At 75.1% G+C, this 20197-nt stretch carries 22 protein-coding genes; 10 read left to right on the top strand and 12 right to left on the bottom strand.

Annotation, left to right across the window (positions count from 1 at the left end):
- The first annotated feature begins 3 nt into the window (after nt 1-3).
- Nucleotides 4-564 carry a GNAT family N-acetyltransferase gene (locus tag AC3RJ9_RS10605; protein ID WP_020624718.1) on the top strand — a complete coding sequence of 187 codons (561 nt, stop codon included), beginning with the start codon at nt 4-6 and terminating at the stop codon, nt 562-564.
- Between the two features lie 12 nt (nt 565-576).
- On the opposite strand, the gene AC3RJ9_RS10600 is transcribed toward AC3RJ9_RS10605, so the two are convergent.
- The gene (locus AC3RJ9_RS10600) at nt 577-1107 is read right to left on the bottom strand and encodes an SgcJ/EcaC family oxidoreductase (protein ID WP_020624719.1); all 531 of its coding nucleotides are present in this window, start codon (nt 1105-1107) and stop codon (nt 577-579) included.
- Between the two features lie 29 nt (nt 1108-1136).
- Complete coding sequence (locus tag AC3RJ9_RS10595; protein WP_017488522.1) at nt 1137-1277, bottom strand: hypothetical protein; 141 nt, start codon at nt 1275-1277, stop codon at nt 1137-1139.
- A gap of 311 nt (nt 1278-1588) precedes the next feature.
- Between AC3RJ9_RS10595 and AC3RJ9_RS10590 the strand changes: the two genes are divergently transcribed.
- From AC3RJ9_RS10590 to AC3RJ9_RS10580, 3 genes are read left to right on the top strand one after another with little or no spacing between them, the layout of a single operon-like run.
- The gene (locus tag AC3RJ9_RS10590) at nt 1589-2839 is read left to right on the top strand and encodes a polysaccharide deacetylase family protein (RefSeq protein WP_044659328.1); all 1251 of its coding nucleotides are present in this window, start codon (nt 1589-1591) and stop codon (nt 2837-2839) included.
- Between the two features lie 10 nt (nt 2840-2849).
- Nucleotides 2850-3404: a TIGR03086 family metal-binding protein gene (locus tag AC3RJ9_RS10585; protein WP_036339014.1), complete on the top strand. Its 555-nt coding sequence runs from the start codon at nt 2850-2852 to the stop codon at nt 3402-3404.
- Between the two features lie 39 nt (nt 3405-3443).
- On the top strand, nt 3444-3752 hold the full coding sequence (locus AC3RJ9_RS10580; RefSeq protein ID WP_036314546.1) for a hypothetical protein: 309 nt from the start codon (nt 3444-3446) through the stop codon (nt 3750-3752).
- A 17-nt stretch (nt 3753-3769) separates the two neighbouring features.
- Here the strand turns inward: AC3RJ9_RS10580 and AC3RJ9_RS10575 are convergent, their stop codons facing one another.
- From AC3RJ9_RS10575 to AC3RJ9_RS10560, 4 genes are all read right to left on the bottom strand, one after another.
- The gene (locus AC3RJ9_RS10575; RefSeq protein ID WP_020624722.1) at nt 3770-4567 is read right to left on the bottom strand and encodes a TVP38/TMEM64 family protein; all 798 of its coding nucleotides are present in this window, start codon (nt 4565-4567) and stop codon (nt 3770-3772) included.
- A 162-nt stretch (nt 4568-4729) separates the two neighbouring features.
- A complete protein-coding gene (locus AC3RJ9_RS10570; RefSeq protein WP_036314511.1) occupies nt 4730-5572 on the bottom strand; it encodes a GTP pyrophosphokinase in 843 nt (280 codons plus the stop codon).
- A gap of 65 nt (nt 5573-5637) precedes the next feature.
- Nucleotides 5638-6093: an acyl-CoA thioesterase gene (locus tag AC3RJ9_RS10565; protein ID WP_060974353.1), complete on the bottom strand. Its 456-nt coding sequence runs from the start codon at nt 6091-6093 to the stop codon at nt 5638-5640.
- The gene (locus tag AC3RJ9_RS10560) at nt 6090-7559 is read right to left on the bottom strand and encodes an FAD-binding oxidoreductase (protein WP_268259801.1); all 1470 of its coding nucleotides are present in this window, start codon (nt 7557-7559) and stop codon (nt 6090-6092) included. The genes AC3RJ9_RS10565 and AC3RJ9_RS10560 overlap by 4 nt, the downstream gene beginning before the upstream one ends.
- Nucleotides 7560-7645: 86 nt before the next feature.
- On the opposite strand from AC3RJ9_RS10560, the gene AC3RJ9_RS10555 reads away from it, so the two are divergent.
- From AC3RJ9_RS10555 to AC3RJ9_RS10545, 3 genes are all read left to right on the top strand, one after another.
- The gene (locus AC3RJ9_RS10555) at nt 7646-8308 is read left to right on the top strand and encodes a GNAT family N-acetyltransferase (RefSeq protein ID WP_061866755.1); all 663 of its coding nucleotides are present in this window, start codon (nt 7646-7648) and stop codon (nt 8306-8308) included.
- Between the two features lies 1 nt (nt 8309).
- Nucleotides 8310-9680 (top strand): glutaminase A, encoded by a 1371-nt coding sequence (gene glsA, locus AC3RJ9_RS10550; protein ID WP_036339005.1) that lies wholly within the window; start codon nt 8310-8312, stop codon nt 9678-9680.
- 125 nt (nt 9681-9805) lie between these two features.
- Nucleotides 9806-10585, top strand: coding sequence for a Pr6Pr family membrane protein (locus tag AC3RJ9_RS10545; protein WP_036339002.1), 780 nt, complete (start codon nt 9806-9808; stop codon nt 10583-10585).
- Between the two features lie 27 nt (nt 10586-10612).
- Here AC3RJ9_RS10545 and AC3RJ9_RS10540 read toward each other — a convergent pair whose 3' ends face one another.
- The 6 genes from AC3RJ9_RS10540 to AC3RJ9_RS10515 all read right to left on the bottom strand — a co-directional run bounded on the left by AC3RJ9_RS10540 (nt 10613) and on the right by AC3RJ9_RS10515 (nt 16506).
- Nucleotides 10613-11278, bottom strand: a complete 666-nt coding sequence (locus tag AC3RJ9_RS10540; protein ID WP_036314501.1) for an SDR family oxidoreductase — start codon at nt 11276-11278, stop codon at nt 10613-10615.
- Nucleotides 11279-11376: 98 nt separating this feature from the next.
- Entirely contained in the window at nt 11377-12432 is a 1056-nt protein-coding gene (locus AC3RJ9_RS10535) for a siderophore-interacting protein (protein ID WP_036314499.1), read from the bottom strand.
- Nucleotides 12429-13298, bottom strand: coding sequence for an ABC transporter ATP-binding protein (locus AC3RJ9_RS10530; RefSeq protein ID WP_036314497.1), 870 nt, complete (start codon nt 13296-13298; stop codon nt 12429-12431). Before AC3RJ9_RS10530 ends, AC3RJ9_RS10535 begins: the two co-directional genes overlap by 4 nt.
- Nucleotides 13295-14365 (bottom strand): iron chelate uptake ABC transporter family permease subunit, encoded by a 1071-nt coding sequence (locus AC3RJ9_RS10525; protein WP_036314495.1) that lies wholly within the window; start codon nt 14363-14365, stop codon nt 13295-13297. Before AC3RJ9_RS10525 ends, AC3RJ9_RS10530 begins: the two co-directional genes overlap by 4 nt.
- Nucleotides 14362-15420, bottom strand: a complete 1059-nt coding sequence (locus AC3RJ9_RS10520; protein WP_489727662.1) for a FecCD family ABC transporter permease — start codon at nt 15418-15420, stop codon at nt 14362-14364. Before AC3RJ9_RS10520 ends, AC3RJ9_RS10525 begins: the two co-directional genes overlap by 4 nt.
- A gap of 9 nt (nt 15421-15429) precedes the next feature.
- Nucleotides 15430-16506: an ABC transporter substrate-binding protein gene (locus AC3RJ9_RS10515; protein ID WP_036314491.1), complete on the bottom strand. Its 1077-nt coding sequence runs from the start codon at nt 16504-16506 to the stop codon at nt 15430-15432.
- 202 nt (nt 16507-16708) lie between these two features.
- On the opposite strand from AC3RJ9_RS10515, the gene AC3RJ9_RS10510 reads away from it, so the two are divergent.
- The 3 genes from AC3RJ9_RS10510 (at nt 16709) to AC3RJ9_RS10500 (ending at nt 20187) form a co-directional block, all read left to right on the top strand.
- Complete coding sequence (locus tag AC3RJ9_RS10510; RefSeq protein WP_036314489.1) at nt 16709-17452, top strand: ubiquinone/menaquinone biosynthesis methyltransferase; 744 nt, start codon at nt 16709-16711, stop codon at nt 17450-17452.
- Between the two features lie 334 nt (nt 17453-17786).
- On the top strand, nt 17787-18515 hold the full coding sequence (locus AC3RJ9_RS10505) for a response regulator transcription factor (protein ID WP_036314541.1): 729 nt from the start codon (nt 17787-17789) through the stop codon (nt 18513-18515).
- Nucleotides 18516-18609: 94 nt separating this feature from the next.
- The gene (locus AC3RJ9_RS10500) at nt 18610-20187 is read left to right on the top strand and encodes a HAMP domain-containing sensor histidine kinase (protein WP_223247485.1); all 1578 of its coding nucleotides are present in this window, start codon (nt 18610-18612) and stop codon (nt 20185-20187) included.
- Nucleotides 20188-20197 lie beyond the last annotated feature (10 nt).

Below are 20197 nucleotides of genomic sequence, written 5' to 3'. Positions count from 1 at the left end.
GGGATGACTTCCGCACCCCGCGCCGCCGTCGTCCGTCCGGCCCGCCCCGAGGACGCGCCCGCGATCGCCGCGATCGCCGCGGCCACCTTCCCGGACGCCTCCCCGGCCTCGCTGCCGCGTGCCGCGGTGGAGGCGCACATCGCGTTGCACCTGAGTGAGGCCGCCGTGGCCGCGTGGATCGCGGACCCGGAGCGGATCGTGCTCGTGGGCGCCGCGGCCGACGCCCCGGAGACCCTGCTCGGCTACGCCATGTACGAGACCGCCGCGGCCCCCGAGGCACCCGTCACGGAGCGGCTCGGCGACGTGCCGGCCGGCCACCTCTCGAAGCTGTACGTGCTCGCCGAGGGGCGCGGCACCGGGCTGGCCGAGGCCCTCGTGCACGACGGCGTCGAGCGGCTGCGGCGGCTGGGGTTCCGGCACGTGTGGCTCGGCACGAACGCGCAGAACGCACGGGCCAACCGGTTCTACGAGCGCCTCGGCTTCGAGACGGTCGGGGCGCGGCAGTTCGTGGTCGGCGGGGAGCGGGTCGAGGACGACTGGGTGCGGCTGCTGACGGTGGCGTGAGCCGGTCGCCGCTCAGCAGGCCTCCGGGCCGTCCGGGTCCTCGTCGGGGTCGAACCACGCGGACGGGTGATAGTGCACCGCGGCGAGCCCCTCGTCGTCGGCCAGGTGGGTCTGGGCCCCGGGCACGGAATCCGTGTTCTGCCCGGCCACCGCCTCCCACGCCCCGGTCTCGGTGCGGCGCACCACGAGCAGCAGGACGCCGGTGCGCTCGCCGGCCTCGTCGCCGTCGGGCGCGGTCTGCCCCGTCATGGTCCACGGCGCGTGCACCACTGCCACGTCCCCGAGCTCCCGCACCCGCACGCGCCCGAGCTCGAGCCGCGAGTGCGGGAACATCCAGCGGAAGCCGAGCGCGTGGTTCACCCGGATCTGCCGACGCCGCCTCCACCACACGCCCACCACGTTCACGAAGTCCGCGTCCTCGGCGAACAGCTCGGCGAGCGCGTCGGCGTCGGCGGCGTTCCAGGCGGCCGCGAAGGCTTCGGCCACCGCGGCGGGGCCGGTCGGTCGGGCCGCGACGTCGGCGGTGGGGTCCGCGGGGGACATGGCTGCTCCTGGATCGGGGAAGGGCGGGTTCAGCGGGCGGGTCCGTAGGCCAGCGTCAGCACGACGGCGGCGAACAGCACCGCCATCACGGCCAGGACCGTGAGCACGGCGCGCAGGGCCGCACGCGTGCGCGGGTCGGCCGGGGGCGGTGCATCCGGACGTCGGGTCACGCTCGCCAGTGTGGCACGCGGCACGGCGCGAGGGGCGCGTGCGTCGGCGCGCGTCGAAGGCGCCTCCCAGCCGGGGCTCAGTCGACGCTGAAGCTGCGGATGTGGTTGCTGAACACGAAGCGGTCGAACACGGTCCGCGCCGAGCTCGGGTCGTCCGCGTGACCACTCTGGGCCGTCTACGGCGGATCGAGCCCCGCCGCCGGCCGGCCTCCCATGCCCGGCCGGTTCCCACCTCCGCCCGCCCGCCCGGCAGGGGTGGTCCCGGGCCGGGCGGCCTTGGGATGATGGGTGCCCCCGGAGAAAGGTGCCCGATGCCCCCGCCCGTGCCGCAGCCGACCCGCCGACAGATGCTCCTGGCCGGTTCCGCCCTGCTCGGATCGGGACTGCTGGCCGCCTGCGGGCAGGACGGGGAGGACGCGGCGTCGTCGTCCGTGCCGACCTCGTCCGCGCCCACCTCCGCCGCCCCCGCTGGACCGCCGCCCGCCGGCGAACCGGTGGCCTGGCCGGACGTGGCCCGGGTTCCGCACCTGTTCTTCCACTCCCTCGTGGTGGACCCGGCCCGCGCCTTCGATGGCGACGACAAGGCCGGCGGCTACCTGGACTTCATGGTCACGGTGGACGAGTTCGACGCCGTCATCCGGCAGGTCTACGAGCGCGGCTACGTGCTGGTCTCCCCGCACGAGCTGTACGAGGTGGGGGAGGACGACGTCGTCCGCCCGAAGACCCTCATGGTCCCCGAGGGTCGCACCCCGCTGATCCTCTCCCTGGACGACTGCTCGTACTACCTCTACATGGACGGCGACGGCTTCGCGGACCGCCTGATCGTGGCCGAGGACGGCCGCGTCCGCAACGAGTACACGGACGCCGAGGGCACCACGCACATCGGGGCGTTCGACGTCGTCCCGCGCCTGGACGACTTCCTCGCCGAGCACCCGGACTTCAGCCTCAACGGCGCCCGCGGCGTGCTCGCCATGACCGGCTACGACGGCGTGTTCGGCTACCGCACCTCGGCCCGCGAGTTCGGGGACAGCCCCACGTTCGACGCCGACGTCGCGGCCGCCACCGAGGTTGCCGACGCGCTCAAGGACAGCGGCTGGGAGTTCGCCTCCCACACGTGGGGCCACCGGACGGTGCCGAAGCTGACCATGGAGGAGCTCGAGTTCGACATGAGGCACTGGCACGAGGAGGTCGAGCCGATCCTCGGCCCCACGGACATGCTCATCTACCCGTTCGGCGCGGACGTCACCGGCCCCGGCAAGTACACGGAGGACAACGAGCGGTACCGCTACTTCCGCGAGCTCGGCTACCGCTCCTTCTTCCTCGTGGACGGCACCTCCAAGGCGTGGGGCCAGCTCGAGCCCGGCTACTACCGCGGCTCGCGCATCAACGTGGACGGCATCAGCCTCGCCGCGGCCGTCTCGGGCGAGCGGCCCGTGCTGGAGGAGTTCTTCGACCCCCGGTCCGTCCTGGACCCGGCCCGCCCCGAGTCCATCCGCGGCCCGAAGAAGCCGAGCCCGGCGCCGTCGTCGCCCGCCGCGGCCCCGAGAACCCCGCGACCCTGAGGAGAGCACCATGTCCATCCCCGCCACCGAGGTCGAGGCCCGCTGGAACGCGGCCGCCGAGCCGTTCACCGCCGTCGTCCGGGAGGTGCGGGACTGGGACGCCGCCACCCCGTGTGAGGGCTGGGACGCGCTGGACCTGCTGGACCACGTGATCGCCGGCCAGCGCGACTTCGCCGCCCGCCAGGGCCGGGAGGTGCCCCTCTTCGACGGGTCCCGCCAGCAGCTGGCCACCCAGTGGGCCAAGCACGCCGCCGCCATGTCCGCCCTCGCCGGTGACGAGGAGTTCATCATGCGGCCCATGAAGACCGCGCTCGGGGAGATGCCCGTGGGCGAGGCGTTGATCCGCTTCCACGCGTTCGACGTGATCGTGCACCGTTGGGACCTGGCCCGCTCGCAGGGCGTGGACGCGCGGTTCACGGACGCGGAGATCGACTGCGTGGAGGAGTCGCTGGAACTGTTCGGCGACGCCGCCTACACGCCCGGCATCCTGGGCGAGCCCGTCCCCGTGGCCGACGACGCCGACCGGCAGACCCGCCTGCTCGGTCGCCTGGGCCGTCGGGGCTGAGACCAGGGCAGGACCCGTCCCCGCACCCCAGGAGGCACCGTGAGCGAGTCCACCGGTTTCAGCGCCGCGGAGCAGGCCGCGATCGCCGAGCGCGCGCAGGAGCTGCGCGCCCAGCGCGGCGGCAGGAAGAAGGCCGACGCCCTGCAGGACCTGCTGGTGAAGATCGAGGAGATGCCCGAGCAGGACCGCGCCATGGCGGTGGGGGTGCACCGGATCGTCACGGAGGCGGCCCCGGAGCTCGAACCCCGCACCTGGTACGGCATGCCCGCCTACGCGCGCGGCACGGACGTGCTCGTGTTCCTGCAGGTCAGCAGCAAGTTCGGCGTGCGGTACACAACCCTCGGCTGACGTCCGGCGCAGAGTGGTCACGACACGCCGCGTCGCGCACGCGGAGACGGCGTGTCCTGACCACTCCGCGGGCTTTCCGGCCCCTCCGAGCCCGCCGGCCCCTCCGCGGCCCGGGCTGCCCGTCGCCAGCGCCGCACCGCCCACAGGGTCAGACCGCCCACGGCGAGCCAGCCCACCCCGAGCAGCACGCCGTTCACGACGCCCGGGCGCACCGCGAACGCCCCCATCGCCACGAGGGAGAGCTGCCCGGGGATCACGCCGACCGCGGTGGAGCCGGCGAAGATCCCCAGCGGCACGGCGAGCGCGCCCGCCCCGTAGTTCACGGGCCAGTACGGCAGCCCCGGGGCGACGCGCAGGGCCAGCAGGGCGAGGAACCCGGTGTCCTCGAGCCGCCGCTCCACGGTCTCGGCGTGGCGGCCGAGCCCGCGCAGGACCACCTCGCGTCCGACCGCGCGCGCGATGCCGTACGCCCCGAGCGAGCCCAGCAGGGCTCCGACGACGGACAGCACCGTCCCCTCGATCGCGCCGAAGAGCACACCGGCGGTGACCGCCATGATCGTCACGGGGATGGGGGTGAGCGCCACGGCCGCGTACAGCACGGTGAACGCCAGCCAGCTCCACCAGCCGAAGCCGTCCAGCTGGGCGCGCAGCTCGTCCACGCCGGGCAGGCGCACGGTGAGTGCCAGCCACACGAACGCCGCCACCACGAGGACGAGGGCGGCGGTGCGCAGGATCGACACCCCGCGGTGCCCTGTGCGGGCGGGCAGGGTGGAGGCGGCGCCGGAGTCGCGCGGCGGCACGGCGGTGGAGGGCATCGGCTCAGGCTACCGGCAGCCGCTCCCTCCGCATGTCCTCCCTGGCCTGCGGTCACGCCCTGCTCTGCTTTGCTGGATCACACGCGTGTGACTCATCCACACCTGTGGACAACTCTGTGGAGAACCCTGTGCACGCGGCCCGCCGGGTGTGGACGGAGGGGCTCAGACGGTGGACGCGCCGGGCGCGTCGTCACCCGGCCGCGCCTCGCCCGGCCCCGCCGCCGGCTCGTCCTCGAAGACGGGACCGCCGTCGTCCTCCCAGGCCGCGGCGGCGTCGTCGTCCCTGTCGGTCTCCTGCACCTGGTCGTGCAGGCGCTCCATGCGGGTGTCCAGGTCCGCAGCCACGCGGGCGGCGGCCACGAGCTCGGTCGCGATGTCCGGGGGCACGCCGCCGTCGAACTTGTAGTTGATCTTGTGCTCGAGCGTGGCCCAGAAGTCCATGGCGCTCGTGCGGAACTGCATCTCCACGGTCACCGGGATCGTGCCGGTGGACAGGTGGATCGGCACCTGCACGAGGCAGTGCAGGCTGCGGTAGCCCGAGGGCTTGGGCCGGGAGATGTAGTCCTCCACCTCGAGCACCCGGATGTCCGGCTGCTGCGTGAACTGGCGGAACACGCGGTACACGTCCCGGGCGAAGCTGACGATCACGCGCGCCCCGGCGATGTCCGTGACGTTGGTGCGCAGCGCGTCCAGGTCCAGGGACAGCCCGCGGGCGGAGGCCTTGCGCAGGATCGACTCCGGCGACTTCACCCGCGTGACGATGTGCTCGATGGGGTTGTAGTCGTGCAGGTGCGTGAACTCGTCCCGCAGCACCTCGAGCCGCGCCTCCACCTGGAGCAGGGCCGAGCGGTACTCGAGGTCGAAGCGCTCGACGTCTCGGCGCAGCCGCTCCAGCGCCCCTGACGCCGCGGGGGTGAGCTGCGTCAACTCGGACACGGGGGTGCCGCGCAGCGCCTCGACGTCCGCCGAGGGCGCGGGCGCGTCCGGGGAAGGGTCCTGCTCCATGGCCTCAGAGCCTACGGCGGGATCCTGCGAGACGGCAGGCCGTCCACAGGCCCGACGGCGGCCCGTCAGTCCTCGGCGGGGATCAGCACGCGCTCGAAGGCGGCGCGCTCCTCGTCGGAGACGGCCACGGGCCGCCCGGCCGCCGGGTCCACCTGCACGAACACGGCGTCGCACAGCACGCAGCGCCGCCCGTCCTGCCACAGCTCGTGGCGCAGCGTGAAGGACGTCCGGCCGATCCGCAGGATCCACACCCGCGCCGTCACCTCGGGCCCGGCGTAGACCACGGGCGCCTCGTACTGGACCTCCATGGACCGCACGACGCGCTGGACGTCCGGGGACGCCGTCGTCGTGGCCCACGCGGCCAGGGCGCGCACGCGCGCCTCCTCGGCGAGGGTGAGCAGGCGGGCGTTGTTGACGTGGCCGTAGCGGTCTTCGTCGGACCAGCGCAGCTGCAGCCCGACCTCGAACGGGGTCGGCGTGCCGGCGTCGGCGGGGGTCTCGGGGGTGGTCGGCTGCGTCACGGGGTGAACACCTTTCCTGGGTTGAGGATGCCGTGCGGGTCGAACACGGCCTTGATGCGCTGCTGGAGGTCGTGCTGGGCGTCGCCGAGCTCGTCTCGCAGGAACGCGCGCTTGAGCAGGCCCACGCCGTGTTCGCCGGTGAGCGTGCCGCCGAGTTCCAGGCCCGCGCGGAACAGCTCGCCGGCGGCCTCCCACACGTCCGCCGGGATCGACGCGGCGTCCTCGGCCGCGCCGCCCACCTGCGCCGCCGCGCCGAACAGCAGGATCGGGTGCAGGTTGCCGTCCCCGGCGTGGGCCGTGGTGGGGATGGCGACGCCGGTGCGTGCCTCGATCTCACGGATCCGCGCGAACATCTCGGCCATGCGGCTGCGCGGGACGGCCACGTCCTCCACGAGCGGGGTGCCGAGGCGCTCGAGCGCGGGGAACGCGGTGCGGCGCAGGGCCATGAGGGCCTCCCCCTCGGCGGGGTCCACGGTCACGGTGACGTCCCCGCCGTGGGCGCGCATGAGGGCGGCCATGGCCTCCCCGTCCGCCTCGGCGCCGGCGCCGTCGGCCTGCACCAGCAGGAACGCGCCGGACTCGGGCAGGGCGGCCCCGCGTTCGGGCCCCGCGTGCGCGCGCACCGCGGCGAGCGTCGCCTCGTCCATCAGCTCCATCAGGGCGGGCACGTGACCGGCCCCGGTGATCGCCTCGGCCGCGGCGGCGCCCGCGACGACGTCCGGGAAGAACCCGCCGAGCGTCACGGGCACGCCGCGCACGGCCGGCCGCAGCGCCAGCGTCGCGCCCACGATCACGCCGAGCGTGCCCTCCGAGCCGATCATCAGCGCGACCAGGTCGTAGCCGGTCACCCCCTTGACGGTGCGGTGGCCCAGCCGCAGCAGGGTGCCGTCCGCGAGCACCACGTCCAGGCCCAGCACCGCCTCGCGCGTGACGCCGTACTTGGCGCACAGCAGCCCGCCGGCGTTCATCGCGATGTTGCCGCCCACCGTGGAGATGTCCTTCGACGCGGGATCCGGGGCCCACCACAGCCCGTGCTCGGCGAGCGCGGCGTTCAGCGCCCCGTTGAGGATCCCCGGCTCGACGACGGCCACGCGGTCCGCGGGGGAGACCTCCAGGATCCGGTCCATCGCGGTCATGTCCAGGACGATCTCGCCCGCCCCCGCGACGGCGCCGCCGGCCAGCCCCGTGCCCGCTCCGCGGGTGACCAGCGGGGTGCGGGTGCCGTGCGCGATCCGGCACGCGGCCTGCACGTCCTCCACCGTCCGTGCGCGGACCACGGCCCGCGGCGCGGCGGGGGAGCGATGCCCCGAGCGGTCCGCCCGGGCGGCCTGGAGTGCGGCGGCGGAGACGTCCACGCGGCCGGGCAGCTCCGCCTGCAGGCGGGCGACGACGTCGGCGGGCGGGGCGTCTGCGGCGGGGGCCGGGGCGAGCGGTGCGGCCGGGGCGAGCGGTGCGGAGAAGTCCATGCCCACCAGTGTCGCCGATCACACGGGACGGAACGCTCGTCGGCCGGTCCGATGACGCGCCCGGCCCCGTCCCTAGACTGGCGGCCATGACCTCCCCGGACCCCGCTGCGCCGCGCCCCCGCGTCCACGTGCTCACCCTGCGCCCGGATGGAGCCCGTGAGGACACCGCCCGCCGCGTGGGCGCCGTCCTCGCCGAGGCCTTCGCCACGGACCCGTACACGCTCGGGCTCGTGCCCGAGGACCGGCGCGGGCCCCGCCTCGAGCGCAAGTTCACCGCCGCCGTGCGCCAGGGGCTGCGCGCGGGGGCCGACGGCGCCCCGCTGGGCGCCGTGGACGTCGCCGTGGACGCGGCCGACGGCACGCTGCTCGGCGCCGCCGTGTGGACCTCCCCCGCCGCCCCCCGCGGGGTCGACGTGCCGGGCCTGCTGGCGGGGCTGCCCACCGCGGTCGCCGTCCACGGCCGCCACACCCTCGCCCTGAAGCGGATCCAGGCCGCCTGCGAGCGTGCCCGCCCGGCAGGCCGGCACTGGTACCTTGAGGAGGTCGGCACCGTCCCGTCCGCCCGCGGGCGCGGGGCGGCGAGTGCGCTGGTGCGCCACGGCCAGCGCCGCGCGTCGGGTCTGCCCGTGCACCTCGAGGCGTCCGTGCCCGCCACCGTCCCGTTCTATGAGCGGCTCGGCTTCCGTGCGACCGGCCACGTGCCCGTGCCCGGGGGCGAGCCCCTGACCTGCCTGCGCTGGGAGGCCTGAGATGAGACACCCGATCCCCGACTACCTGGCGAGCCTGATCACCGAGCTCGGCGCCGTGAACCCGGGAGAGACGGCCCAGTACATCCCCGTGCTCGCGGAGGCGGACCCGGACCGCCTCGGCATCGCGCTGGCCACCCCCACCGGGCGGCTGCACTCCGCGGGGGACGCGGACGTGGAGTTCACCATCCAGTCCGCGTCCAAGCCGTTCACGTACGCGGCCGCGCTCGTGGACCGGGGCTTCGCCGCCGTGGACCGACAGGTGGGGCTGAACCCCTCGGGCGAGGCCTTCAACGAGCTCTCCCTCGAGGCGGAGTCGCACCGCCCGGACAACGCCATGATCAACGCGGGCGCGCTCGCGGTGCACCAGCTGCTGGTGGGGCCGGAGGCGAGCCGGAAGGAGCGGCTGGACCGGGCCGTGGAGATCATGTCCCTGCTCGCCGGGCGTCGGCTCGCGGTGGACCGGGAGACGTACGAGTCCGAGATGGCGGTCTCGGACCGCAACCTCTCCCTGGGGCACATGCTCCGCAGCTACGGGGTGCTGCAGGACTCGGCCGAGGAGATCGTGGCCGGGTACGTGGCGCAGTGCGCCGTGCTCGTCACCGCCAAGGACCTCGCCGTGATGGGCGCGTGTCTGGCCACCGGGGGCATCCATCCGATGACGGGTGAGCGCGTGCTGCCGTCCATCGTGGCGCGGCGCGTGGTGTCCGTGATGACCTCCTCCGGCATGTACGACGCCGCCGGGCAGTGGCTCGCCGACGTCGGGATCCCGGCCAAGTCCGGGGTGGCCGGCGGTGTGCTCGGCGCGCTGCCGGGCCGCGTGGGGATCGGCGTGTTCTCGCCGCGCCTGGACGAGGTGGGCAACTCGGCGCGCGGCGTGCTGGCGTGCCGCCGCCTCTCCGAGGACTTCCGGCTGCACCTCATGGACGGCGACAGCCTGGGCGGAACCGCCGTGCGCTTCGTGGAACGCGAGGGTGACCGCGTGTTCCTGCACCTGCAGGGCGTGATCCGGTTCGGCGGCGCCGAGGCGGTGCTGGACGCGCTCACGGACCTGCGCACCGGTGCGGAGAAGCCCGGCACCGGCTGGGACGCCGCCGTCTACCCGCGGTGGCAGGAGGCCGCGGCGGACAGCGCGGCGCTCGCGGCCGCGACCGGCGGCGGGGCGGTGTACGAGGCCGCCGCCGTGGCCGCCCAAGACGAGAACGACGGGCCCATCCGCACCGTGGTGCTCAACCTCACGCGGGTGGACCGGATCGACGACGTCGGCCGACGGCTGATCGCCGAGGGCGTGCGCCGGCTGCAGGCCGACGGCGTGCGCGTGGAGGTCGAGGATCCGGAGCGCATCCTGCCGCTGGAGGAGGCCGGCGCCCACTGAGGCGGCGGGGCGGGCAGGAGGGGGGCGCGGCGATGTTCTCCGTCTCGCTCCCTTTCGTTCAACTGCTGTTCATGTGAGAATGGGCGGTCTCATCCCTTGACTCCACCGTTCGAGGACGACCCCCCATGCCCCTTTCCACCCTCCGCGTCAGCCTGCCCTCCCTCCGCCGCACCCGCCCCGCCCCGCAGGGGGTCCGTGAGCGGATCGCGCACGCCGTCGTGTCCCGGCTGCAGCCGCGTCCCGTGCCGCCGGTGGACCGTCGGAGCCGCCTGGCGTGGCACGTCTCGGGGGCACTGCCGCTGATCGGGTGCCTGACCTCGTTCCCCATCGGCATGTCCAAGGACTCCATGGTGATCCCGGGCGTCGGCTATCAGGGCGGTTTCCCCGCGGGCTGGTCCCACGCCCTCAACCAGCCGGCGTACTTCACGTGGCTGTCCAACGCGCTGGTCGCGGGCACGTCGCTGACGCTGGCCGCGCGTCGTGAGGCGCCCACGTCGGACGCGTTCTGGGCCGTGCGCACCGCCGGCCTCGGCTCGGTGATGGTCACGGGGATCGTCTACAACGCGGTGCTGCGCGGCCGCGAACAGGACACCTTCCTCTACCGGTTCAACGACGCGCTGCAGCACATCGTCAACCCCGTGCTCGCCCCGGCGGTGTGGGCGCTGTTCGACCCCCGCGGGCAGATCACGCCGCGGCGCGCCGGGCTGGCCTCGGTCATCCCGCTGATGTGGGCGGCGGCGACCATGGCGCGCGGGCCCCGCATCGACTGGTACCCGTACCCGTTCCTCGACGTGCCGCGGCTCGGCCGACGCAGCGTGGGCGTCGTACTCGCCGGGATCCTGGCCGGCTTCACCGGGCTCATGGGTGTGCTCGGCACCGTGGACCGCCGCCTCGGCCTGGCCTGAGGGGCGGTCCCCGGCGCTGACGGCGCGTCAGTCGCCGCGGACGGCCTCGGCCACGGGCACGTCGCCGTCCACGAAGTCGATCTTCCGGCCCACCGTGCCCGGTTCGTTGAGCACGGCCACGATCGCTCGGGCGACGTTGCCGCGGCTGGCCCCACGCTGCGGGGCATCGGAGTCGGAGAGATCCGGGTCCACGGTGATGCGGCCGGACGGCTCCTCATCGGTCAGGGTGCCGGGACCGAGGATGGTCCAGGCCAGCCCGGAGTCCCGCAGCGCCTCGTCCGCCTCGGCCTTGGCCTGCGCGTAGGCGTAGAAGGGGTCGTCCTCGGGCACGTCGTGGTGCAGGGACGCGCCGAGGTAGGACACCATCACGTAGCGCCGCACGCCCGCGGCCTCGGCGGCGCGCATGCTGGCGACGGCGGCGTCGTGGTCCACGGCCCGGGTGCGCTGGGCGTCCCCGCCGCCCGCGCCCGCGGAGAACACGACGTTGTCCGCGTCGCGCAGCGCGTGGAGCAGCTCCTCCTGGTCCGCCTTCTCGATGTCCAGGACGAGCGGTTCGGCGCCGGCGGCGCGGACGTCCTCGGCGTGGTCGGGGTTGCGGATGATCGAGACGACGTCGTGGCCGGCCTCCGCCAGCAGGGGTGCGGCGAGGAGGGCCACCTTGCCGTGGCCGCCGATGATCACGGTGCGGGTCATGGGGATCTCTCCTTCGGTTCGATCGGGTGCTGGACTTCCACAGTAGGGAGAGCCCGACGCCGGTGCGAGGGTGGAGCGGCGCTCCACCACCCCACTCCTCAGCTCTCCGCCTGGCCCTGCCGCCAGTAGCCCATGAAGGAGACGTGCTTCTTCGGCACGCCGCCGGGGCCCACGCTGAGCCGGCGCAGGGCGCGCACCATCGCGGACTCCCCGGCGAGGAACACGTAGGCCTCGGGCCGTTCGTCGGCCTCGAGGGCGGCGACGGTCCACTCGCGCTCGACGGAGGCCGCGGGCGGCGCGACCGGCCCGCCGGCGTCGTCGGGGTCCACGCCCAGCAGGGCGGCGAGGCGGGCGTGCGCCCAGGACCCCGACGGCGCCCCCGGCGCCCGGCGGCCCACGTGCAGGCGCACGCGGCCCCGGTCCGTCAGCTCCGTCACGGCCCGCCAGTCCCACGGCTCGGGGACGGCCAGGCGCTCGGCGATGAGGTCGGCGGCCTGCCCGTCGTGGGGCAGCTCGAGCACGAGGTCCGCCTCGCCGTCGAACCCGCCGAACGGGTCCGCGAGCTCCTCCGCCACGGACACCAGGGCGGGGACGGCGGTCTCGTCGCCCACGGCCAGCACACGGTGCGCCCCCGTCTGCCGCCAGCCGGACCACGCCGGCGCCTCCGCCGAGGGCACCAGCACGTTCACCGCGTCCCCCGCCTGGACGGCGCGCGCCCAGCGCAGGCCCGGCCCCTGATGCGGGTCGGCGGGGTCGTCCGGGTCGCCGTGCAGCACCACGTCCACGGTCAGCGAGGGCACCTGCCGCCCGTCGAGCCGCACGAGCCCGGCCGAGCGCACCGTGTACGTGCGCATCCAGCCGCGCTCCTCCTCGGGGATGGCCAGGAACCCGGCCCGGAACCCGGCGGACAGGTCCGGGTCCGCCGATGTCCCGCCCGGTGGGGGGATCAGCAGCTTCACGTAGGCGTCCCGGCGCGGCCGCGCGCCCCGGTACAGGGCGTGCAGGTCGGCGACGCCGGGCGGCAGCAGTCCCAGCAGGTCCCCGCTGGCGGCCTCCAGGTCCGGCCCCGCCAGCACGATCCGCCGCAATCCGCGGCACGGCTGCTCCACGGACACCACGCGCGTGTGCGCCACGATCATGCCGTCGGCGCTCATCGGCGGTCCCCGTCCCCGCGCGGCAGCACCACGGGGTGGCCCAGCAGCGGGTCGGCCACCACGTCCGCGTCCAGGCCGAACACCTCGGCCAGCACCTCCGGCACGATCACCTCGCCCGGCGTGCCCTGCGCCACCACCCGGCCCGCGGCCATCGCCACGATGTGGTCCGCGCTGCGCGCCGCCAGGTTCAGCTCGTGCAGCACCGCGACGACGGTCGCCCGGCCCCCGCCGCGCGGGTCCGGGAGCGCGCGCACCAGGTCCAGCACCTCCACCTGATGGCTGAGGTCGAGGTAGCTCGTGGGCTCGTCGAGGAGCACCACCGGGGTCTGCTGGGCGAGCACGAGGGCGAGCCACGCCCGCTGCCGCTGCCCGCCGGAGAGCGTGCCGGCCTCGCGGTCGGCGAGCTCCACGAGGTCGGTGCGCTCGAGCGCCGAGGCGATCGCGGCGTCGTCGCCGGCGGCCCGGCCGCCCAGGAGCCCGCGGTGCGGGTGACGGCCGCGCGCCACGAGCTGCGCCACCGTCATGCCCTCGGGCGCCACGGGATGCTGGGGCAGCAGCGCCACGGTGCGGGCGTAGTCGCGCGCGGACACGCGGGCGGCGTCCCGGCCGAGCACCTCGATGCTCCCGGCGCGCGGGGCGAGCTGGCGGGTCAGGCCGCGCAGCAGCGTGGACTTGCCGCAGCCGTTGGCGCCGATGATCGCGGTGACGCGCCCGGCGGGCACGTCCAGGTCGAGGTCCTCGACGATCGGCGGTGCCGAGGCCGGGCCGTAGCCGAGCGTCAGGCCGCGCAGGCGGATCGCGACGTCGTCGGCGGCCCCGGCGCGCGGTGCGGCGGGGGACGGGACGGTGAGCGGGGGAGCGGTCATGCGGGGCGCACGCCTCCTGGGGTCCGGCCCTGGCGCAGCAGCAGCCAGAGCATGAGCGGGGCGCCGGCGGCGCCGGTGAGCACACCGGTGGGCAGGGCGGCGCCGGTGAGCAGGGGGACGGCCTCGCCGGCCACGAGGTCCGCGAGCAGCACGAGCGCGGCGCCCGTGAGCGCCGCCGCGGGCAGGGAGGGCAGGCCGCGGGTGAGCCCGCGCGCCACCGGGGTGGCCAGCAGCGCGACGAACGCCAGCGGCCCCACGACGGCGGTCGCCACGGCGGCCAGCACTGCGCCGAGCCCCAGCGCCGCGGCCGAGGTGGGGCGCGCTCGGGCGCCGAGGGCGTGTGCGAGGTCCGGGCCGACGTCGGCCGGGGCCAGCTGCGTGTGGAGCGCCCCCGCCAGCGGCAGGGCGGCCGCGAGCACGCCCGCGAGCAGCGCAATGCGGCCCCACGTGACGCCGTTGAGCGAGCCGGCGATCCAGACGGTGGCCGACTGCAGGTCGTGCTGGGCCAGCGAGAGCATCGCCCCGGCCACCACGGCCTGGCCCGCCGCCGCCACCGCGATGCCGGCCACCACGAACCGTTCGCCCCCCACGGAGCGGGCCGTGGCGAACACGGCGGCCACCGCCACAAGGCCGCCGATCAGTGCCGTGGCGGCGCGCATCAGGTCCGATCCTCCGCCGGTCTGCCCGGCGGTCGCCAGCATCCCCAGCACGACCGCCGCCGCGGCGCCCTGGGTGACGCCCAGGATGTCCGGCGAGGCCAGGGGGTTGCGCAGCGTGCGCCGGTAGAGCGCGCCGGCCGCGCCCAGGGCGGCGCCGGTGAGCACTGCGGCCACGGCGCGGGGCAGCTTCTCCTCCAGCACGATGAAGCTCGCTCCCGGGATCGTCTCCCCGCCCAGGATCCGCACGAGGTCCGGGACGGTCACCTGGTACGTGCCCCACACCACGCGCAGCAGGGCGAGGACCAGCACGGCCACGGCGAGGCCCGCGCAGGCCCGTCCGAGGCGGCGCCGGTCGGAGCGGCGCAGGCGGGCGACGACGTCGTCCGGGGCGGTGTGCTGGAGGTTCATGCGGCCACCCCCGGGCGGCGCAGCAGCGCCAGCAGCACGGGCACGCCGAGCAGGACGGTGGTCACCCCGAGGTGGATCTCCCCGGGCGCCACGACGAGCCGCCCGGCGAGGTCCGCGAGGATCACGAGGACGGCGCCCCACAGGGCGCAGCCGGCCATCAGGGCTCGCGTGCTCGGCGGCCGCAGACGGCGCAGCGCGTGGGGCACGAGCAGCCCCACGAACCCGACCGGCCCGGCCAGCGCCACCGCCGCGGCCGTGAGCAGCACGACCGCGCCCAGCAGCACCGCGCGCACCCGCTCCGGGCGCCCGCCCAGACCGTGCGCGAGGTCGTCGCCGAGGGCGAGGGCGTCGAGCCCGGGGGCCACGGCGACGGCGGCGAGCAGCCCGACGGCGATCACGGGCGCCAGGGCGAGCGCCTCGCCGAGGTCGGCGCGGGCCACCGTGCCCACGGCCCAGAAGCGCAGTCGGTCCTGGACCGTGGGGGAGAGCACGAGCAGCGCCGTGGTGCCGGCGGTGGCGCCGGCGGTGATCGCGGCGCCGGCCAGCACGAGCGCCATGGGGGAGGGGGCGCCGGGTGTCGTCCGGCCCCTCCGCGTGGCGGCCGCCGCCACCGCGTAGCCGAGCGCCGCCGCGACCAGCGTCCCGACGGCGGCCAGCGCCAGCACCCCGAACGTGGAGCCGGCGACGCCGAGCGCCATGCCCGCCGCCACGGCCAGCCCCGCGCCGGCGGAGAGCCCGAGCAGCCCCGGGTCGCCGAGCGGGTTGCGGGTGGCCCCCTGCAGGGCGGCGCCGGCCACGGCCAGCGCCGCCCCCACCAGCGCCCCCGTCACCACGCGGGGCACGCGGGAGGCCACGGCCGCCGCCTCGATGCCCTCCGGCACGGGGTGCCCGGTGAGGACCGCGCCCAGGGTGTCGAGCGCCGTCGTCGCCGGCACGGTGCGCGCGCCGAGGGCGACGTCGGCCACGAGCGCCGCCAGCAGCAGCGCCGCGGGCAGGGCGCCCATCAGCACGCCCGCGCGGACGCGGGCCGGGGAGGCCAGGGCCGTGGACGGCATGGGGAGGGATCAGCCCTGCGCGGTCTTCGCGGCCTCGGCGATCGGCGGGACGACCTTCTCGAGCGCGAACGGGATGGACAGCGGGGAGATCGCGGAGACGGAGAGGACCTCCTGCTCGTCCGTCTGCAGGACGAGGGCGCCGGCCTTCACGGCCGGGATCGAGCCCAGCAGGGGGTCGGACTCGATGGCCTCGCGGACCGAGTCCTGGGCGGCCCAGGAGACGAACACGTCCGACTCCAGCTCGTCCGCGCGCTCGGGCGACCACGTGAAGAAGAACGCCTGGTCCTCCGGGGAGTTCTCCGTCACCACCGGCGCCTGCTCCATGCCGAGCAGCTCGAGGAACTTCGGGCGGTTGTCCACGTCCGTGTAGATGCTGATCTGGTCCGCGGCGGCGGGGTCGATGGTGCCGTAGACGAAGGACGCGCCCTGGAGGCCCGCGTGCTTCTCGCCGGCGTCCTTGATCTGCTGCTCGAGGTCCGCGATGAGCTCCTCCGCCTCCTGCTCCTTGCCGAGCACGCGGCCGATGACCTCCGTGGACTGCTGCCACGAGGTGCCGTAGGCGGGGACGTCCTTCGGGTAGGCCACTGTGGGGGCGATCTTCGAGAGGCGGTCGTAGTCCTCCTGCGTGATGCCGGAGTAGACGGCGAGGATGACGTCCGGCTTCACGGCGGCGATCGCCTCGGCGTCGATGCCGGAGGCCTCGGACCACTGCACGGGCTTCTGGGCGCCCTCGGTCTCGGCGAGCTTCGCGTCGAACCAGTCGGTGGACTTCTCCGCGTTCCCGCCGAACTCCACGGCGGCCACGCCCACCGGCACCACCCCGAGGGCGAGGGCCACGTCCTGGTTCACCCAGGACACGGTGGCCACGCGGGCCGGGCGCTGCGGGATCTCGGTGGTGCCGTAGACGTGCTCGATGCTGCGCGGGAACGCGGCGTCCCCGCCCGCGGCGTCTGACGACGACGCACCGGCCGACGAGGACGAGGCCGAGCCTCCGGCCGGGCCGGTGGAGCACGCGGCGAGCAGGAGGGTGAGCCCGACTCCCCCGCTGGCGAGGAGGGAGCGGCGGGACAGGGGGGACGGTGCCATGGTGGTGGCCTTTCACGGTCGCGACGCGCGGGCGCCGGGCGGAGGGGGTCGGGTCTGCGGTCGGAGGATGCGTCGGCCCTGCCGGGCCGGTATTAGCAAACACCGACGTGAGGTAACTCTGGAAGATTAGGGCAACCTAACTCCCCTGTGCAATCCCGGTGAGGGGCGTCGTCGGGGGAGGTGGGCGGGATACGGTGGCCTGGTGAGCCAGAACCCCCTCCCCGCCCCGCGCGGCGACGCGCAGCGCGGCGCCGCCGACCACCACGACCGGGTCTCCGCGATGTTCGACGCCATCGCCGGCCGCTACGACCTGATGAACGCCGTCATGACATGGGGTCAGGAGCCGCGCCTGGTGCGCCGCACGGTGGCGCGGGCCAACATCCCCGCGCAGGCCCGCGTGCTCGACCTGGCCACCGGCACCGGGGACCTCGCGTTCGAGGTGCTCAAGCAGCACCCCGACGCGCAGGTGGTGGGCGCCGACATCGCCGCCGAGATGATGGAGGTCGGCCGTGCCCGCGCGGGCGGGGACCGCATCGAGTGGGTCGTCGCGGACGCCACGGACCTGCCGTTCGAGGCCGGCTCGTTCGACGCCGTGACCCACGGCTACCTGCTGCGCAACGTCGCGGACATCCCGGCGACCCTCGCCGAGCAGTTCCGTGTGCTGCGCCCGGGCGGCTGGGTCGCGGCCCTCGAGACGTCGCCGGCGCCGGACAACGTGCTCAAGCCCTTCTCCTCCTTCTACATCCACCGGGTGATGCCACAGCTGGCGAAGCTGATCGCCGACCGGCCGGAGGCCTACGCGTACCTGTCCTCCTCGACGAAGGCGTTCCACACGCCGGACGAGGTCGCGGACCTCTTCGCCGAGGCCGGCTTCGTGAACATCGGGCACGAGACCCACATGTTCGGCACCCTGGCCACGCACTGGGCCATGAAGCCGGTCGACTGACGCGGGCCACGCGGCGCGGCGTCAGCACAGGGCGGCCCCGGTGGCGCCGCCGGATGCGTCAGGGCTGTGACGAGTCACGCTGATGTCCGCAATCCGAGAAGACTCTGGGCCGACCCGGCTGATCCGCGTAGCATGGGGCTCCGTCGAGGGGGGATCCGCGCACCCCCCGGCCTCCGGTCGCCGCCCGTCCGCCATCCCCCGGAACGGCGTCGCCCCTCCGTCGCGAGGCGCTCGTCCCCCGCAGCCCGCGACGTCCGCGTGGGCACCGTGAACCGTCTCTTGAACGTAGAGGAACCTTGTGAGCCCCATCCAGAGCACCACCGGCCCGTCATCCATGGCGGAGCTGAAGAAGGTCCTGCCCGAGCTCTCGCACCCGGACGGCGCGCCGGTGCGGGTGCTCGTCGTGGACGACGAGCCGATGATCGCCGACCTGCTCTCCATGGGCTTCACCCTCTGCGGCTGGGAGGTGATCGTGGCCCACGACGGCGCGACCGCCGCCGAGCTGGGCACCGCCGGCCGTCCGGACCTGGCGATCCTGGACGTCATGCTGCCGGACATGGACGGCCTGGACGTCCTGGATCGCCTGCGCGCCCACTGGTCGGAGATGCCCGCCATGTTCCTCACCGCCAAGGACGCGACCGAGGACCGCGTGGCGGGCCTGGCCGCCGGCAGCGACGACTACGTGACCAAGCCCTTCTCCATGGAGGAGGTGCTCATCCGCGCGCACCGGCTCGTGCAGCGCTCCGGCGTGGTCTCGGGCGGCTCCGAGGTGCTCGTGGTCGGCGACCTGGTGATGAACACCCGCACCCACGAGGTGACCCGCGGCGGCGACGAGATCGAGCTGACGGCCACGCAGTACAACCTGCTGAAGTTCCTCATGGCCAACGTCCGCACGGTGCTCTCCAAGGAGCGCATCCTGCAGGACGTCTGGGGCTACGACTTCGGCGGCCGCGCGAACATCGTCGAGCTGTACATCTCCTACCTGCGGAAGAAGATCGACGCGGACCGGGATCCCATGATCCACACCATCCGCGGCGCCGGGTATGTCATCCGGCCTGCCTGAGACCGCCGCGGTCCCGTCGGGGCACGGCAGCACCCGCCGCAGGCGGCCCACGTCGCTGGCCCGACGCATCGGCGCCGGCGTCCTTCTGATCCTGATGGCCACCATCCTGGCCTACTCGTTCTACGCGGCCGGCATCACGAAGGCCCTGCTGACCGAATCCGCCTCCCGGGACGCCTCCGAAGCATGGATCCGCGCCTCGGAGCAGCTGACGGCCCCCTCGCCGGGCGGAGGGGGCGACGGCGGCCCGGGGCAGGGGGACCTCCGCGTGCCGGGCACCCTCGGCCAGCCCGAGGGCACGGTGGTCGCGCTCGTCCCGCTCTCCGGTCTGGAGGAGCATCAGCAGGACGCCCTCATCGGGCACCGGGTCGGTGACGCCGGGGAGTCCGTGCCGCTCACGGCGCGGGAGGCCCACGACCTTCTGCACGCCCTCCGGGACCGGCCGGGCGGGCCGATGCTGGACGCCGTCGTCGGCGACGTCTCCTATCGCGTCCAGGCCCAGACCCTGACCGCGCCGGGCCCCTGGGTGGCCGCGGACCAGGTGCTCGTGGTGGGGGCGCCGACGGGCGCCATGTCCGACGTCACACGGCAGGCGCTGCTCGCGGTCGCCGTCGGACTGTCCGTCACCGTCCTCACCACCGCGATCCTGGTGACCCTGTGGCTGCGTCGGGGACTGGCCCCGCTGCGCGAGGTCGCCGCCGTCGCCGAGCGGGTCGCCCAGGTGGACATGGCCCGCGCCGGGCTCGATCCGGAGGACTCACGCATGCCGCCTCGGCTCCTGCAGGGGCCGGACGAGGTGGCCGTCGTCGCCCAGGCGCTCGAACGGTTCACCGGCTCGGTCGAGGCGGCCCTGGAGCAGCGCCGCGTGCAGGAGCAGCAGATGCGCCGGTTCATGGCGGACGCCTCCCACGAGCTGCGCACGCCGCTCGCCTCGGTGCGCGGCTACGCCGAGATGATCGCGATGACGGAGGAGCTCTCCGCGGCCGGCCGGCGGTCGCTCGACCGGGTGCTGTTCCAGGCCGACCGGATGGCCGCCCTCGTGGACGACATGCTCCTGCTCGAACGGCTCGAGTCCGTCTCGCGCGGCCGGGCCATGGGCCTGGAGCCCTCCGAGGAGGTGGCGCTGGCCGAACGGGTGGATCTGTCCGAGGTGGTCCTCGAGGGGGTGATGGACGCCCGCGCGGCGTGGCCGGACCACACGTGGGTGGTGGACCTGCCCGAGGGGGTGGAGCCGGGCACCCAGCGGTCCGTCACCGGTGACCGGTCGCAGCTGGCCCGCGTGGTCGGCAACCTGCTCTCCAACGCGGCCAAGCACACCCCCGTCGGGACCACCGTCACGGCCTCCGTGCGGCAGGACCAGCCCCGGCCCGGCTTCATGCTCGTCAGCGTCCACGACGACGGCGGCGGCATCCCGGCCGACCGACACGCCACCCTCTTCCACCGCTTCGTCCGCGGCCCCGGGAAGGGCCGGACGGGCCCCCCGGGCACGGAGCCGTCCACGGGTCTGGGTCTGGCCATCGTGCGCTCGATCGCGCGCAGCCACGGCGGGGACGTGACCGTGGCGTCCGAGGGCGGGTGGACGCGTTTCGACGTCGTCGTGCCCTGCACCCCGGGGCGCGCCGGGCCGGGGGCTGCGGGCTCCTGCTGCGGCTCCGCCCGGGCCGGCCGGCCCTGACCCCGGGACG

This window comes from Micrococcus sp. 63XJN7_6_ISO-PGPR-S23-444, from assembly GCF_058072765.1.
Note: the sequence above shows the minus strand (reverse complement) of the source record. Positions and strands in the feature narration are given on the sequence as shown.

What these genes read in the sequence shown, in the direction of transcription:
- AC3RJ9_RS10590 (WP_044659328.1), top strand. Translation starts at nt 1,589, where the DNA reads ATGCCCCCGCCCGTGCCGCAGCCGACCCGCCGACAGATGCTCCTGGCC.
- glsA (WP_036339005.1), top strand. Translation starts at nt 8,310, where the DNA reads ATGAGACACCCGATCCCCGACTACCTGGCGAGCCTGATCACCGAGCTC.
- AC3RJ9_RS10525 (WP_036314495.1), bottom strand. Translation starts at nt 14,365, where the DNA reads ATGAACCTCCAGCACACCGCCCCGGACGACGTCGTCGCCCGCCTGCGC.
- AC3RJ9_RS10545 (WP_036339002.1), top strand. Translation starts at nt 9,806, where the DNA reads ATGCCCCTTTCCACCCTCCGCGTCAGCCTGCCCTCCCTCCGCCGCACC.
- AC3RJ9_RS10505 (WP_036314541.1), top strand. Translation starts at nt 17,787, where the DNA reads ATGGCGGAGCTGAAGAAGGTCCTGCCCGAGCTCTCGCACCCGGACGGC.
- AC3RJ9_RS10530 (WP_036314497.1), bottom strand. Translation starts at nt 13,298, where the DNA reads ATGACCGCTCCCCCGCTCACCGTCCCGTCCCCCGCCGCACCGCGCGCC.
- AC3RJ9_RS10585 (WP_036339014.1), top strand. Translation starts at nt 2,850, where the DNA reads ATGTCCATCCCCGCCACCGAGGTCGAGGCCCGCTGGAACGCGGCCGCC.
- AC3RJ9_RS10535 (WP_036314499.1), bottom strand. Translation starts at nt 12,432, where the DNA reads ATGAGCGCCGACGGCATGATCGTGGCGCACACGCGCGTGGTGTCCGTG.
- AC3RJ9_RS10520 (WP_489727662.1), bottom strand. Translation starts at nt 15,420, where the DNA reads ATGCCGTCCACGGCCCTGGCCTCCCCGGCCCGCGTCCGCGCGGGCGTG.
- AC3RJ9_RS10515 (WP_036314491.1), bottom strand. Translation starts at nt 16,506, where the DNA reads ATGGCACCGTCCCCCCTGTCCCGCCGCTCCCTCCTCGCCAGCGGGGGA.
- AC3RJ9_RS10605 (WP_020624718.1), top strand. Translation starts at nt 4, where the DNA reads ATGACTTCCGCACCCCGCGCCGCCGTCGTCCGTCCGGCCCGCCCCGAG.
- AC3RJ9_RS10575 (WP_020624722.1), bottom strand. Translation starts at nt 4,567, where the DNA reads ATGCCCTCCACCGCCGTGCCGCCGCGCGACTCCGGCGCCGCCTCCACC.
- AC3RJ9_RS10600 (WP_020624719.1), bottom strand. Translation starts at nt 1,107, where the DNA reads ATGTCCCCCGCGGACCCCACCGCCGACGTCGCGGCCCGACCGACCGGC.
- AC3RJ9_RS10560 (WP_268259801.1), bottom strand. Translation starts at nt 7,559, where the DNA reads ATGGACTTCTCCGCACCGCTCGCCCCGGCCGCACCGCTCGCCCCGGCC.
- AC3RJ9_RS10540 (WP_036314501.1), bottom strand. Translation starts at nt 11,278, where the DNA reads ATGACCCGCACCGTGATCATCGGCGGCCACGGCAAGGTGGCCCTCCTC.
- AC3RJ9_RS10570 (WP_036314511.1), bottom strand. Translation starts at nt 5,572, where the DNA reads ATGGAGCAGGACCCTTCCCCGGACGCGCCCGCGCCCTCGGCGGACGTC.
- AC3RJ9_RS10500 (WP_223247485.1), top strand. Translation starts at nt 18,610, where the DNA reads ATGGCCACCATCCTGGCCTACTCGTTCTACGCGGCCGGCATCACGAAG.
- AC3RJ9_RS10555 (WP_061866755.1), top strand. Translation starts at nt 7,646, where the DNA reads ATGACCTCCCCGGACCCCGCTGCGCCGCGCCCCCGCGTCCACGTGCTC.